10 protein-coding genes and 1 rRNA gene (1 of these 11 only partly in view) are annotated in these 14,891 nt (G+C 41.8%); 5 read left to right on the top strand and 6 right to left on the bottom strand.

All coding sequences use genetic code 11. The annotated features are described in order from the left end of the window. Nucleotides 1-10: 10 nt before the first annotated feature. Entirely contained in the window at nt 11-1,735 is a 1,725-nt protein-coding gene (mutL, locus tag ACFFRD_RS26690; protein WP_392478539.1) for a DNA mismatch repair endonuclease MutL, read from the bottom strand. A gap of 158 nt (nt 1,736-1,893) precedes the next feature. Between mutL and ACFFRD_RS26685 the strand changes: the two genes are divergently transcribed. Next, on the top strand, nt 1,894-2,229 hold the full coding sequence (locus tag ACFFRD_RS26685; protein ID WP_174711253.1) for a rhodanese-like domain-containing protein: 336 nt from the start codon (nt 1,894-1,896) through the stop codon (nt 2,227-2,229). Between the two features lie 286 nt (nt 2,230-2,515). On the opposite strand, the gene ACFFRD_RS26680 is transcribed toward ACFFRD_RS26685, so the two are convergent. After that, a complete protein-coding gene (locus tag ACFFRD_RS26680) occupies nt 2,516-3,565 on the bottom strand; it encodes an adenosine deaminase (RefSeq protein WP_392478536.1) in 1,050 nt (349 codons plus the stop codon). 492 nt (nt 3,566-4,057) lie between these two features. Here ACFFRD_RS26680 and ACFFRD_RS26675 point away from each other — a divergent pair, with 492 nt between their 5' ends. Further along, on the top strand, nt 4,058-4,267 hold the full coding sequence (locus tag ACFFRD_RS26675; protein WP_041565457.1) for a hypothetical protein: 210 nt from the start codon (nt 4,058-4,060) through the stop codon (nt 4,265-4,267). A 287-nt stretch (nt 4,268-4,554) separates the two neighbouring features. Here ACFFRD_RS26675 and ACFFRD_RS26670 read toward each other — a convergent pair whose 3' ends face one another. Then, on the bottom strand, nt 4,555-5,085 hold the full coding sequence (locus ACFFRD_RS26670) for a pentapeptide repeat-containing protein (RefSeq protein WP_179071308.1): 531 nt from the start codon (nt 5,083-5,085) through the stop codon (nt 4,555-4,557). A 560-nt stretch (nt 5,086-5,645) separates the two neighbouring features. Then, the gene (locus tag ACFFRD_RS26665; protein WP_392478535.1) at nt 5,646-7,040 is read right to left on the bottom strand and encodes a TldD/PmbA family protein; all 1,395 of its coding nucleotides are present in this window, start codon (nt 7,038-7,040) and stop codon (nt 5,646-5,648) included. Nucleotides 7,041-7,350: 310 nt separating this feature from the next. Here ACFFRD_RS26665 and ACFFRD_RS26660 point away from each other — a divergent pair, with 310 nt between their 5' ends. After that, on the top strand, nt 7,351-7,674 hold the full coding sequence (locus ACFFRD_RS26660; RefSeq protein WP_114085123.1) for an RNA-binding protein: 324 nt from the start codon (nt 7,351-7,353) through the stop codon (nt 7,672-7,674). 120 nt (nt 7,675-7,794) lie between these two features. Further along, entirely contained in the window at nt 7,795-7,986 is a 192-nt protein-coding gene (gene rpsU, locus ACFFRD_RS26655) for a 30S ribosomal protein S21 (protein WP_069073774.1), read from the top strand. Between the two features lie 1,724 nt (nt 7,987-9,710). Here the strand turns inward: rpsU and ACFFRD_RS26650 are convergent. Together ACFFRD_RS26650 and glyQ are read right to left on the bottom strand one after the other, a co-directional pair. Next, nucleotides 9,711-12,065: a ComEC/Rec2 family competence protein gene (locus tag ACFFRD_RS26650; protein ID WP_392478534.1), complete on the bottom strand. Its 2,355-nt coding sequence runs from the start codon at nt 12,063-12,065 to the stop codon at nt 9,711-9,713. Nucleotides 12,066-12,442: 377 nt separating this feature from the next. Continuing rightward, nucleotides 12,443-13,381 carry a glycine--tRNA ligase subunit alpha gene (gene glyQ / locus ACFFRD_RS26645; protein WP_392478533.1) on the bottom strand — a complete coding sequence of 313 codons (939 nt, stop codon included), beginning with the start codon at nt 13,379-13,381 and terminating at the stop codon, nt 12,443-12,445. Nucleotides 13,382-13,697: 316 nt separating this feature from the next. On the opposite strand from glyQ, the gene ACFFRD_RS26640 reads away from it, so the two are divergent. After that, nucleotides 13,698-14,891: ribosomal RNA gene (locus ACFFRD_RS26640) — 16S ribosomal RNA — on the top strand; it runs 295 nt beyond the window's last position.

Below are 14,891 nucleotides of genomic sequence, written 5' to 3'. Positions count from 1 at the left end.
AAATTTAAAATTAAATTCCATGACTTTTACCAATTACCCAATTACGCCGGAAAAATCGGGCTAAAGCTGATTCTTCTAAAGATAAATAAATTGGCCGTCCGTGGGGACAGGTGCGAGGGTTGCGAGTGCGTTGCCAATTATCTAAAAGTGTCTGCATTTCTTGTTGATTCATGGGTGTACCATTACGAATGGCACTGCGACAGGCGACAGCTACTTGGGCTGTTTGTAAGTCACCTCCCCAACTAAGTTCTAAAATTGCTTCTGCACAGTCGTCTCGCTGTTGCAAAGGTACAGGGATGTTTCGCACTGCCCAAAGTTGCTCGCCAAAGGGTTCTATGTCTAAACCGATGCGTTGCAGTTGCGATACTTGCGCTGATGACAATTGATAAAGAATGATTGGCGGTTCGATGGGGACAAGTTGCCAATCATCGCATAATTGCTCATACAAAACTCGCTCATGGGCAATATGCTGTTCTACTAACCACATACCACCTGGATGTTCAGCCACAATATAGGTGTTGCTAACTTGAGCGACAGCCTTCAAGGAATTAGGATTTTTGCAATCTTCCTTGGGATTTTGGGAATTGAAATTGTAGCCGCCTTTGGCTTCTGCGGCTTTGAGTAATTTACTAACTCGTGTTGTGTGAACAGCTTCTTTGAGATTGTTAGAAGAGATACTGAGCGCTTGGTTAATTGCTTGGGTAATTTGCTCTTGCCAATAAATGATTTCGTTGAGATAAATTTCTGTTTTTGCTGGATTGCGATTCCAGTTAATTTGATCGGGAGAAATGGCAAGATGTAAGAAACAAATTGGATAGCGATCGCGTGGTAGTGTTCTGTGAAATGCTGATAATATCGTTTGCTCTAGTTCCGGTGTTTTAACCATCCGTCCATTAATGGCTACACGTACCCAATCTGGACGATGACGATGACAGCGATCGGGTAATCCTACCACTAAATTTAGTGCTGAGTGCTGAGTGCTGAGTGCTGAGTGGGGAGTGGGGAGTGAGGAGTTAGGAGTTAGGAGTTCTGAGTTTAATGGGTTGGGTATTTCGAGTTTTATTTCTTGCAAGTCACCTTGTCGCACTTGGGGTAAAATCTGCGGTAGCAGTTGCCCAGTTGTTGCAGCTGGAGAGATGGTGAACCATTGACGGTCATTTTGCCAAATCTGCCAGGTGACGTGGGGATGACACAGAGCGATTTGGTGAATTGTGGCTTGCACAGCTTTCATTTGCTGTGCTGTTGTGGGTAATCCCTGACGACGTGATGAGCAATTACCAAAAAGATGGGAAACTGTCACCACTGTACCAGGTGCGATCGCAGTTACTTCAACTTGCACAACTTTCCCACCATCGCCATAGCTAATCCGCCATCCTAATTTTCCACCCACAGGACGGCTCAAAATTTCCAAATCTGCCAGAGTTGTTAAGCTATGTAACGCCTCACCACGAAACCCTAAACTGTTAATTTTCCATAAATCGTCACTAGAGCGAATTTTACTGGTGCTGTGGGCTGTGGCTGCTTGTTGCAAATCATCTAGGTTCATTCCACAACCATTATCTGCCACACGAATTCGCCATTGCTGGGGCCATAAAGAAACCACAATTCGTGTTGCACCTGCGTCTAAGGAATTTTCTACCAATTCCCGCACCACAGAGGCTAAAGAGTCGATTACCTCACCAGCTGTAATAAGATATACGACTTCTGTTGGTAGAGCTTGAATAGTAGATGCCATAAATTATAGTTTATAGCTTCTGGGCATAAGGGAAGTAGGGAGAGATGAGAGATTATTTTCAACTAGCTAGTTGCAAATTATTAACTTATTACACTGAAAACTCAATTAAAAGGCGATTTTTGATAAATTGCTTGTGAGGTAATAAGCAGGAAAAGCTTATGAGTAATAATTTAGTTGCTGATGTCCATGATTTAAAGACCCGTTTGCAATGGGGTCAACCAGGTTTTACAATTGTTGATGTGCGCGATCGCCACACCTACAATCACGGTCGGATCAGTGGAGCAATACCCATTCCATTAGACGATTTGGCATCTAAAGCCAAATCTGCCCTACATAAAGAACGCCATATCTATATTTATGGCGACACTGATGAGCATACAACCCAGGCTGCACAAATTCTGAGAGGGGAAGGGTTTGTTGAAGTAGCTGAAATCAAAGGTGGCCTTTCAGCTTGGATTTCAGCTGGTGGTGCTACAGAAGGTGTTGGCGCTTAAACTTAACCCAGGCATACTAATCATCTAAGTCTATTTATTCCATCATTGCTGGTTTTTTGTACTGCACATTAGACTTCTAGCAAAAATCAGAATTAGCGAAAAATTAACCACAAATAAACACCGATGAATTATCAGTGAACATCTCTGGTTTAATTTCTAAAACATTGTTTTTGCAAGATATCTATTGTGCATTACAGCTTTCTATACAGCATCATAATAAAAACCAGTGATTGCAACATTAATTAACATTAAATCACCTTACTTTTTGCTTATCTTTAGGTGGTCGTTAATTACTATCTCTTGTTGCCAAAACTTTAGGTGGTTCAGGTTTGAGCAAATCGTTCAACAAAGATGCAGGACGTTCACTGTAAGGCCAAGCGAAAGCATGACGGAAAGCGGCATCCTGACAAGCTTGTAGTTGTTTAAAACTGATAATGTCGTAAGTTAAGAGATTTTCATACTCAAACGGTAGACGCACATTGTGCAACCCAGCATTATCAGTACAGATAGCAATATCGACCCCAGCATCAAAACAACGGTCAAAAACTAATTTGAGTTGACGTATATCCTGCAAAGTACCAGTTTTTAAGTAAGTTGTCGGGCAAACCTCTAAACACTGTCCGCGTCTAGCTACATCATTAAGTAACTCTGGATACAGTAGGGGTATTTGAATACCGTGACCGATTCGCATCAGGTAGGGTAATAGTTCGGGGTAACAACCGGCGGTGGTTTCATATAGATGTCCCGTGGTTTTAACGCCTAGCGATCGCGCATAATCATATAAGCTAATCCATTCTTCTAAGCGATCAGCATAATAGCTATCACCCCCTGCGACATCGACTGCACAGACATACTGCTTATTTTGTGCCGCCAAATCAACAATCGCCTTGTTCACCTCATAAGGTAAACGGGTGTGCATACAGAGAATTTGGCTAGTAACAATCGGATGTTCTGGCTGGTGGCTAGCAAGTCCTACTACTTTCACAATTTCTGCCATCTTATCAATTCTCTGAGATTGATTCAGATGTTCAGGTGTCCGCAAATAGGGAGTGTAGCGCAGTTCCAGATAAGCCAAATTTTCAAAGATGTAAGCACCCCGCACCAAGCGATAGATAAAGTAAGGCAAAGTCTCAACTGTTTGCACACTTTCTACCAAGGTGTGTAATTCTAGATACTCATCTAAGCTGTTGCGTGGACGGGTGTAAAAATCTTCAAATTGTGAATAGTCAGCAAAGCGGGAAATCAACTCCGAAGAATGTCGCTCGAAATATCGCCATAGAACTCGCGGTACGACGGAACCGCCCAGATGTCTATGTAATTCAGCATATAAAGCCATAGTGGTATTTTTAGGTAAAAATTTCAATAATTGTAACAAAAACATAGAAAGAAAAAATCTTACTCGCCAAAATTTAGAGCAAAGTGGGGATTTACCACCATCTGAATTTTCAACCCAAGTCTTACTAATTGAGTTTTTGCTCGTTCCCATACAGAATATGAGAACAAAATAAGAAAAAATCAAGCTTTTTTAGGGAAAGGCGCGAAGCGCACGCTACGCGAGGTTTCAGGTTTTCAATGCGTAAGTCCTGCTTATGCCATACTGTACCGGATGCTGCGAGAAGGTCGATATTTATCCTTATTTTCTGAAAATCCAGCATTTAATAGAGTTTTGAGGATAAATAAACTTGACATTATCAAGATTAAATTGATAACATTTAAAACCCTTAGTTTTTGTGTTATACTTAAATAAATATTTAAATTGTTGAGCAAGTAAAATATAACAATATGTTTTATTTTAGCTAAACAAAATCTTGGGCGAGGTTGATATTAAGTGAAAATTCAAGCGTTGGATGTCAAGGCTGGCGATCGCATTATTGCTTACTGCAACAACAAAATGCAAACCTGCAAGGTAAAACGCATATTAGATCCGGGTCAAGCTAATATCACACTATCAGTATTCACCTCTGAGAATTATCGCGGTTGCTCTGTTTCATCTATAGTCCGCTTCCAATCGAACGCCTTAGTTGATTTGGTAAGTTAAAAGTAAAGAAAACATTCAATCTCAAAACTGTCTCTAGCTATTATCCAGCCTGAAGCTGGATTTAGTTTGTCTTAAATGTGCGATGCCTACGCACATAAGAATTTGTTAATTGCGGCTGGATAATTTTTCATCAAAAGTCAGTGATGCTACACCAGTCAAGACAATAGCAATAAACTAACTAAATAAACTATAGCGGACATTTGCTCGCTTTTAGACAATGGGCTTAAGCCCATTGTTTACTATGCTAATTATTTTTCACATCATAAGCCATATTAAAGAAATTAGATTTAAGCATTCTCATCTAGAATAGTTCCTTCTACATTGGCTCCATGCAAATTCGCTCCGCTCAAATTTGTCTGATTCAAATCTGCTTGGGTGAGATTTGCCTGGGATAAGTCGGCTACAGTTAAGTCTGCACCACTCAAATCCGCTCCATCTAGATTCGCCGCTATCAAGCTTGCTTCCTGCAAATCCGCCTCACTCAAGTTAGTTTCAATCAACTTAGCAACCGTCAAATCAGCTTGACTCAAATTAGCTCCTTCCATTGCTGCGCCATCCAAGATAGCTCCATCCAAAATAGCTCCGCTTAAGTTGCTACCACTGAGGTTAGCATTAGTCAAATCAGCTCCATTTAAGTCTGCTTCAATTAAACTGGACTGGGCTAAATTAGCATGACTCAGATTAGCTCCATCTAAAATAGCTCTATCTAAAATTACATCACTGAGATTGGCTTCCCTTAAGTTTGCCTCGCTTAAATTGACACCAGTAAAGTCTCTGACACCTGCGGCATAGTTTTTCAGGAATTGATCTGCTTTCATATCTGTCGCTGTGCTAAGGAACGCTTAATTGAGGCTATAAAAATGGCTCAGATAAAGCAGTATGTCTCCAGTACGCGCAACGGAGAATGGGTGTGGGAGATAAAACTAGAGTGAATATGAAATCAGCTTTATATATATATTAGTAATCCTCTATTACTGGCGCTACTACCTAGAGTTATGAGTTATTTTCATACTTTGGAGGGATGTTGAGAAATGAAAAAATTTAAGCTTTAGTGTAAAGCGATCGCTATACTCATTTACCGGGAGATGGCATCCACGAGCTTTAGAACATCAAAATCTATATGCGTAACGTCGCTTTCTGGCTAGCAAGCTGATTTAAACTGAGGCATTCTTTAGTGAAACTAGTGGTCTGTCTCATTAATTCTGAGGGGTTATAAAAGTTCGTAGTAAGGACTTTAGTCCTTGATTTAAGCGATAAATCGCTCACTACAAACCTAGCAAAATTAAATTGATAGACCACTAGTAGCCTATCAATTTAAGATTGACAGACTACTAAAAACCTAAGTTTACTCGGACTAACAGTTATAGCGGCGGGTAGATCACATTTCACCACCAACCACTACATCTTGAATTCGGAGGCTAGGGCCACCACAACCCACTGACAAACCATTTTGTCCTCCCTTGCCACAACCGCCGGATTCATCCCAGTAAAAATCATCACCAATTGCCTCAATATCCGCTAAAGTTTGGAATACATTTCCCGAAAGCGTTACATCCCGCACAGGTTCAGCAATTTTGCCGTTCCTAATCATCCAAGCTTCCCCGGCGCTAAAGGTAAACATTTCGCCATTCGTCATTCCACCCAACCAATTACGGGCATAAACTCCTTCTTTGATATCAGTGAATAAGTCTTTGACTGGTGTTTTACCCCGTTCAATCCAGGTATTTGTCATCCGCACAATGGGAGTAAAGTGATAATTCAGACATCTGGCATTACCAGTAGGCGCTTCCTGCAACTTGCCAGCAGTTTCACGAGAATGTAAACGTCCAACTAAAACTCCATCTTTAATTAATTGCGTAGTTGTAGCAGGCGTGCCTTCATCATCGTAAAAATAGCTACCGCGATGTCCTTCTGAGGCAGCACCATCAAAAATTTGGAGTTCTTCTGGGCCGAACCGCCGTCCAATGGTCATAACTTCTAACAAATCAGGATTTTCGTAAGCCATATCAGCCTCAGAAAGATGCCCGAAAGCTTCATGGACAAACAAACCCGTGAGAATTGGGTCGATGACTACGGTATAAGTATTGCCTTTGACAGGTGGTAAAGATAAAGCTGCGATCGCTCTTTGAGCCGCACCTTTTACCTGTTCATCCAAATCAGTTAAATCTTCGTAAGCTTTGCGAGAACCAGTAGTTTCCCGTCCAGTTTGTACGGTTTCGCCATTTCTGGCAGTGGCGGCAAAGCGCATTTCCATATCCACCCAAGATTGCTCGATCAAAGTTCCTTCTGAGGTAGCAATGATCACTCTTTGAGCGCTGTCACCATAACGCACCGAGGTAGTGGTAATCCGATCATCAATACTTTTGAGCAATTCAGTATAGCGATCGCACAATTGTTTTTTCTTGGAAAGGGGAATTTTTCGGGGATCAGTGCCTTTTAGGGGTAGAACGCATACTGCTTGCACCGGGTCAATGGGTGCAAGTAAAGTTTCTTCATCACCAACCATTCGCGCCGCAGCGATCGCTTCTTCTATCCGATCCTGAATTGTTCCCAGTTGGTTGAAGCAGCTTAACCCCCACCCACCCTTATAACAAGCGCGAATATGTCCACCAATGGAGATACCTTCACTGAGGGTTTCTACCTTGTCGCCACGCAACAAGATATCAGTCCCTTCTGCTTCTTCAAGGCGAATCATCAGATAATCTACACGCTCACAGTAGCGGGCGATCAGATCAGAAAGTAAATTCTGTGCGTCAGCAAGTGTACTCGGCATTTCCAGGTAGTTACAATGACGAACTGCATTTATTTTGCAATTATTTGGGCAATTTTTGCTACTCAATGTTAAAGTTGCCTATAAATTCATTACCTAGAGGATGTTTGAGAGGGTGAACTGTGATCGCTGACTCTTAGTACTTCCTTTTTTAGGATGGGTAAGAACTCAAGGATGTGCTAAGGTAGTTAGGTGAGAATAAAATTCGGTTACAGCGTTTGTTTTTAGTATTGACAGGCTTTTCCCTTTTGGTCTTAACAAGCTTGTCTCCGAAATCTAAATCTCTACACACCTATGATTTTGGAGATAACGCATGTCAATTTATGTAGGTAATCTATCCTACGAGGTCACACAAGAAGACCTTACCTCTGTATTTGCTGAACATGGTTCTGTAAAACGCGTTCAGTTGCCTACTGACCGTGAAACAGGCCGTCCACGTGGCTTTGCTTTCGTAGAGATGGGCACAGAAGCTGAAGAAACAGCTGCCATTGAAGCTCTTGATGGTGCTGAGTGGATGGGACGCGACCTAAAAGTCAACAAAGCTAAACCCAAGGAAGACAGAAGTGGTTCCTTTGGTGGTGGCGGTGGCGATCGTCGCGGCGGCGGCGGTGGCGGATACAACCGAGGACGCTACTAAGGTTTAAAATCAAAAATTAAGTTTTAACGTCTTAAGGGCAGAATCATTATCTGCCCTTTTTGCGCTCCGATCTACTGGATGCTTTGAAATTGCCCAGTACCAATTAAGTAGGAGATGAAAATGACCCAAGTATTTGTGGGCGAAAATGAAGGAATTGAATCGGCCTTGCGTCGATTTAAGAGAGAAGTTTCCAAAGCAGGTATTTTCCCAGACATGAGAAAGAATCGTCACTTTGAAACCCCTTTGGAAAAACACAAGCGCAAAGAAGTTGCAAGACACAAACAACGTAAGAGAAATTTCCGTCGCAATTGAAAACAAGCGATACCTACGATAAGCGACAATAACGCACTCTCTGATCAAATTTTTAGCTGTTGAAGGGGCGATCGCTGTACTCCTGGATGTGAATCGAAAGAGTAAGTTTTGGTAAAGCCATTACTGATTATGGGATGGGCAATGTAAATAAAAGTGTGTCCCCCAATTGACAAAAACTTGTTATCGTTACTTCCGGGCTAGCGATCGCTACGCTAACCTTAATATACCTAACTGAATAATTTATTTTTGATATTCTCTTAGTAGTCAACCAGACTTTTAAAGTGTCTGTCTTGAAAAGGGGAATTTTAAATTTTTGACTTTCCTACGGAATGCTACGCTAATGGCATCATCGCGGCTCTACTGAACCATCGCCGAACATCTTACTCAAACGTTTTTAAAATTGAAAGCTTCAAAATTTAAAAAGGTCTGAGAAGAAGCGTTGGGATAAGCCAGAAAGCCCTCATGTAGAGACGCGATTTATCGCGTCTAAAAGACTGATACGTTAGAAAAACGCGATAAATCGCTGTCTCTACAAAGAATTTACCTTATTGAGTAATTTGTAGCTCTAGAGAAGTTTGGGCAGGAATACTGTTCCCCTGCCTCTAAACTCCCCTAGTGCTTTTCCTAGAAAATGCTGGCACTGATACTGAGAGCAAAACCAATTTACGGATTCACTTATAGGTAAACTATTACCTCAAAACCATCCATATTGGGCATAGCTAAGTGTTCAGTTGCTACCTATAGCGTGTGTTTTCAGGGAAATAACTAATAACCCTGAAACACTTATTTCACTCCCTAATTAGATGTGATCATCATAATTTTGTTTTTTGTTCAATATGATTTACTAAGTTTGCAAGCCTTTTTCCTCCTGAGTAGCAAGAGAGCGAATTAACTCCCGAATCACATCAGTTGCTGGTCTCCCTGTTATTGAACAGTATTGTTCAAGCTTCTGTGCCTCGCTTGATGTGAGATTGATAGTAAGTCGTTTAGCAGCCCATTTTTTATTCATGTAGGGGACAGACAATCTATATTTTTAAACTACTTCTCTAATATCAATCATTTAAGATGCTACTACAATGGTATAAGTAATGACATCTAGTTCAAGTGATCGTGAAGTAGGATAGATGTTTTTCTAAGCAATAGTAAAAAACTATGATTTATTCTCAAGTATGAAGTTTAACTATTTTTAGAGCAAGAATTATAAGCACAATGTAAAAGAAATATTTAAATAAGTAAAAATAAAATAAGTATTTCCACTACTGTCAGATTTTAAATAATCAAGTCTAGTCCATGACTTCATTAAAAAATGCTGTGTTTTAATTTAAAGTAGTTAGTGCTAGCCCAATACTGCTTGGAGTTTTGCATTTTTAAATCAGAAGTGGGTTCAGGAAAAAGGTTAAAGGTTTTTTCTTTCCCCCTTTTACCCAAATTGCAACAAGTATTGGGTGTCAGTCAAAGACCAGACCAGTATAATGTAGGCGAATGTGAAACTTTATTAAGTACTAACTAGGCTTGTAATCTATAAAACTCATCTTTAGCTAGTCTTGCCTAAGAAGAAATAAGTAAGTAGGCGTAAATAATTGTCATTGGGATAAGATAATAGGCAATCTTGCTAAAGTCAATAGCTATAAGGGTTTTGGTCTAGTTCCTTTTTCTTTACATAGTTTGATTTTATTGTACCAACTTACTTATCGTGCTTTTAAAATTCCTGAATTATGAGTTTTTTATAAGATAGAAGATTTGTTTTCTGCTGCTTCAATAAACGCCTCAAACTGACCATCAGGTGTCCATTGAATAGCCCCATCGCGTCCCGTAAAAAATAGTTTAGTTTGGCTTTGATTAAGTTCCGATAAAACCTTTGGATCAAAGTTAACAGAAGAAGCGATCGCCACTTGTGGTTGCAGAGCAATAACTAAATCTTTTAATGACTGAGGTGAACACCACAGGACTTGTGGACGAGGCAAGCTCCCATTTTTGACTAATTGCTGTACCTCTTTAGACTTGACATTACCGACTAATAACCAATTCTGATCTAAAATTTGCAATTGTAAGATGGGTAATTGAGCGTTGATTAACTGCGCCACTATTAAACCCGTTTTGACAGCTTGACCAACTGCCATTGGTTGATAAAATCCCTGATGCTTTTGTAATTCTTGTTGAATTGCCTGAGTTGCAATAGAATTTTCTGGATTGGGGGAATATTCATAAAAATTTTTGATTGGTAAACGTTGCAATAATTCCAACCAAGCATTACTTTCATTGCCTTGAAAATCAGTTGCGATCGCCCAATTAATTTGATTTATACCTTGCTGTTGTAAAAACGGTAGGATTGTGAAACGTCCAGTCCCTTCATCACCACTATTAATTACAGTTACAGTTCCTCTATCTTGAACAACTACAATTGGTTCCGTACCAGATTCTAATACCGTTATCCTAAATAATGTATTTGTAGAATGCCAAAGGGGGATGAATACTAAACCAATGGCAATCACATTAGCAACCCACCACCGTCGCTGCCACCAAGGAACTAGCCAAACCAGTATAATCAGTAAATAAATCGTCAAAAGCTGCCAAGTGGATATACTACCTACAGCAACAGAATTTCCTGGCAACTTGCTAAAAAATTCCACTAATTTAATTAGCCAGTCTGTCGGGTAATGTAACACCGATGCGATGAAGCTTCCTGCCTGAGTCCAAATTAAACCTACTAAAGCACTAATGATTCCACCTATACTAATGATCGAAATTAATGGAGTACTAACCACATTCAGCAACAAACTATAAGATGGTACAACCCCAAATACAGAAAGTTGTACAGGTAAAGTCCAAAGAGTCGCAGCAAGGGGAACGGCAATTAAAGAAGCGATCGCAGGTGGTAGCCATGCTAGGCGGTTGACTAATGCCGGTACTGTTACGATTAAGCCCAGTGTTGCTAAAAAACTCAATTGAAAACCTAAATCCCAAATCCATAGAGGATTAAACACTAATAACAGAGTTGCTGCTAATAGCAATGATCCAAACTGTTTTACCTTTCTTTTTAATAGCAAACCCACTAATGCCGCAAAACCCATAATTACGGCTCTGAGAACCGCAGGTTGAAAACCTGTTAAACTTAGAAAAATGATTAAAGCTAAAAAGCCAAGGGTAAATTGCGTTGCTTTTTTTGCCCGTCTAGTTAACTGTAAGATCACACTCAAAATCAAAGAAGTTTGAAACCCGGAAGCTGCTAAAGCATGAGCTAATCCTGCTTGTACAAATAAGTCGCGGATATCGTAAGGTAAATCAACAGCTTTGCTACCTAAAACCATTGCACTGACAAGAGGCCCTTCAGGAATACCTAACCAACGAACTTGCGATCGCACAATTCGCTCCCGAATTTGCCACCATCCCCATTTCCGTTCCTGATCCAAAACATTTATTTGTCGCCCAATCAAACCAGCAAATGTTCCTTCCTGCTTAAGAAACTTCTGAAAATCGAAACCACCAGGATTGGAAGCCGCCTTTGGTTTGTACAAAATCCCAGTCACAGCAATTTGTTGACTAGGGTATAACCCAGTCGCCTGAAGTATAGGCACTGTCACATACAATTTGCCCGTTACTCCTTTTGGGACACCTGCTGAACCTTTTTCATTTTTGACCTCATCTATCTGAGTGGCTTCCAGCCAAAATTGTCCTCGCTGACTGCGAGTTAAGCGAGGATTACTCGCCACTTCTCCACGAACAATCACAAGTTGTTCTTGATTACTGCTATTTCCAGGTGGAACAAACTGACTAATATCTTTTGCACCTGGTTGCGGCACTCGCCATTGAAAATATAGAGTTGCCAATAATCCTACTAAGCCAGCAGCTAGCCATATTCGAGGATGGGGATTAGTTTGCCAGGTATTAGGCACTGCCTTATTTTTGCTTCCAGCCTTTTCTGCTTTTTGGGCAAGTTGTTGTATACTAGTGCGTCTTCTAAAAAGAATTGCTCCCACTATCCCCAGAATCAAAATCCACACACCACCCCAAGGAACTGCTGTAAAGAGCAACCCAAAAATGTAGCCAAGACAAATAATTACACCACTGGTTTGAATCATAAGATTTTTTGTAAAAGCACCTGACACCCAGAATTCGCAGTTGACTTAAAAATAGCTAGAGTAGCAATAGAGAAAAATTGGCGTTGCTGAATTTGGCAATAAAATTCAAGAATCAAATATTCCAAACTCTTATTATCTGCGGCTGGAGTACCTCTGCGTAAGCTTTTCATCTCTTTATATAGACATCTTTGAAAGATTTTGATGCCTGTGGTGAAGTATAGTCCATCAAGTTTATACAAACAAAGCCCGCCTGTGCGGGCCTTATCTTGTAGCCTTAATCTTCCAGATTCAAGATTTAACGGTATTTCTGATCTTTAGCAATAGCTACATGATTTAAGATATGCCTAACTTATTTAGAATGCAAAATCAAAGGTTTGCTAACCTGCGGAGGCAGATTTCGTTTGTATAGCCGCGACTTCTACTTGCCCAACAGGTATGACTGGTTTTAAATCTTTGAGCAACGGAAAACCCAATTTCTCCCTTTGCTCTACATATAAATGAGCAACCTTCCTAGCCAAATGCCGAATCCTGGCAATATAGCGAGTTCTCTCAGTCACCGAAATCACACCTCTAGCATCCAGCAGATTAAACGTGTGCGAACACTTCATTACATAATCCAAACTGGGTAACACCAAACCCTTCTCCGTTAACTGACTAGCTTCCTGCTCATACAAACTAAACAGTGTCAGCAGCAATTCAGGATTAGACGCTTCAAAATTGTATGTACTCTGCTCAATCTCATTTTGCAGAAAAACATCACCATAAGTAATATTGTCCGTCCAATGAATTTTAGTAATAGCCTCCACTTGCTGGAGATACATTGTCAGCCGCTCTAAACCATAAGTGATCTCAATCGACACAGGACGGCAATCAATTCCCCCACACTGTTGGAAGTAGGTAAATTGAGTAATTTCCATCCCATCTAACCATACTTCCCATCCAGTACCCCAAGCTCCCACCGTTGCATCTTCCCAATTATCCTCTACAAACCGAATATCGTGGTCTTCAGGACGAATACCTAAAACCCTTAATGAATCAAGATAAATCTCCTGGATATTATCTGGCGAGGGCTTAATCAAAACTTGGTACTGATAATAATGTTGGAAACGGTTAGGGTTTTCACCGTACCGTCCATCCGTTGGGCGACGACATGGTTCAACATAGGCAACAGCCCACGGTTCCGGCCCCAACGCTCTTAAAAATGTCTGCGGATTCTTAGTACCAGCCCCCTTCTCAATATCGTAAGGCTGGGCGATAAGACAACCGCGATCGCCCCAGAAATGATGCAATAAAGTTATTACCGACTGAAAATTCAAGCTTCCCCCTTTGTGACTGAAGACAATGCATAAACCATTGTTGCCTAGAACCCGGCACTGTGGTGAGTTTCAGGGGACAAAGAAGCAGTCCAAAAGAAATTTGGAGAAAATAGTTGACACAAGGGAGTGTGTTCGCTATATTGAATAAGTGCCTGAAGCGGAGAGCTTGAAGCGACTCGCGAAAAGGGATACCGAACCTTGAAAATATTATAGTTTGAAAGCAATTATACAGCAAGTGTGTTGCGTCAAGAAAATAAAAAGATAACTAAGCTGAAGTTAAAAAAGAGCAGCTAATGAGCTATAGAGCTTTCCAATTAAAACGGAGAGTTTGATCCTGGCTCAGGATGAACGCTGGCGGTATGCTTAACACATGCAAGTCGAACGAAATCTTCGGATTTAGTGGCGGACGGGTGAGTAACGCGTGAGAATCTGGCTCTAGGTCTGGGACAACCACTGGAAACGGTGGCTAATACCGGATGTGCCGAGAGGTGAAAGGTTAACTGCCTAGAGATGAGCTCGCGTCTGATTAGCTAGTTGGAAGTGTAATGGACTCCCAAGGCGACGATCAGTAGCTGGTCTGAGAGGACGATCAGCCACACTGGGACTGAGACACGGCCCAGACTCCTACGGGAGGCAGCAGTGGGGAATTTTCCGCAATGGGCGAAAGCCTGACGGAGCAATACCGCGTGAGGGAGGAAGGCTCTTGGGTCGTAAACCTCTTTTCTCAGGGAAGAACACAATGACGGTACCTGAGGAATAAGCATCGGCTAACTCCGTGCCAGCAGCCGCGGTAATACGGAGGATGCAAGCGTTATCCGGAATGATTGGGCGTAAAGCGTCCGCAGGTGGCAATGTAAGTCTGCTGTTAAAGAGTCTAGCTCAACTAGATAAAAGCAGTGGAAACTACATAGCTAGAGTACGTTCGGGGCAGAGGGAATTCCTGGTGTAGCGGTGAAATGCGTAGAGATCAGGAAGAACACCGGTGGCGAAGGCGCTCTGCTAGGCCGTAACTGACACTGAGGGACGAAAGCTAGGGGAGCGAATGGGATTAGATACCCCAGTAGTCCTAGCCGTAAACGATGGATACTAGGCGTGGCTTGTATCGACCCGAGCCGTGCCGTAGCTAACGCGTTAAGTATCCCGCCTGGGGAGTACGCCGGCAACGGTGAAACTCAAAGGAATTGACGGGGGCCCGCACAAGCGGTGGAGTATGTGGTTTAATTCGATGCAACGCGAAGAACCTTACCAAGGCTTGACATGTCGCGAATCTTCTTGAAAGGGAAGAGTGCCTTCGGGAGCGCGAACACAGGTGGTGCATGGCTGTCGTCAGCTCGTGTCGTGAGATGTTGGGTTAAGTCCCGCAACGAGCGCAACCCTCGTTTTTAGTTGCCAGCATTAAGTTGGGCACTCTAGAGAGACTGCCGGTGACAAACCGGAGGAAGGTGGGGATGACGTCAAGTCAGCATGCCCCTTACGCCTTGGGCTACACACGTACTACAATGCTCCGGAC

The sequence above is a fragment of the Nostoc sp. C110 genome (assembly GCF_043099725.1).
Classification (GTDB): domain Bacteria; phylum Cyanobacteriota; class Cyanobacteriia; order Cyanobacteriales; family Nostocaceae; genus Nostoc; species Nostoc muscorum_A.
Note: the sequence above shows the minus strand (reverse complement) of the source record. Positions and strands in the feature narration are given on the sequence as shown.

Coding starts and splice junctions, on each gene's coding strand:
- mutL (WP_392478539.1), bottom strand. CDS start 1,735: ATGGCATCTACTATTCAAGCTCTACCAACAGAAGTCGTATATCTTATT.
- ACFFRD_RS26685 (WP_174711253.1), top strand. CDS start 1,894: ATGAGTAATAATTTAGTTGCTGATGTCCATGATTTAAAGACCCGTTTG.
- ACFFRD_RS26680 (WP_392478536.1), bottom strand. CDS start 3,565: ATGGCTTTATATGCTGAATTACATAGACATCTGGGCGGTTCCGTCGTA.
- ACFFRD_RS26670 (WP_179071308.1), bottom strand. CDS start 5,085: ATGAAAGCAGATCAATTCCTGAAAAACTATGCCGCAGGTGTCAGAGAC.
- ACFFRD_RS26665 (WP_392478535.1), bottom strand. CDS start 7,040: ATGCCGAGTACACTTGCTGACGCACAGAATTTACTTTCTGATCTGATC.
- ACFFRD_RS26660 (WP_114085123.1), top strand. CDS start 7,351: ATGTCAATTTATGTAGGTAATCTATCCTACGAGGTCACACAAGAAGAC.
- rpsU (WP_069073774.1), top strand. CDS start 7,795: ATGACCCAAGTATTTGTGGGCGAAAATGAAGGAATTGAATCGGCCTTG.
- ACFFRD_RS26650 (WP_392478534.1), bottom strand. CDS start 12,065: ATGATTCAAACCAGTGGTGTAATTATTTGTCTTGGCTACATTTTTGGG.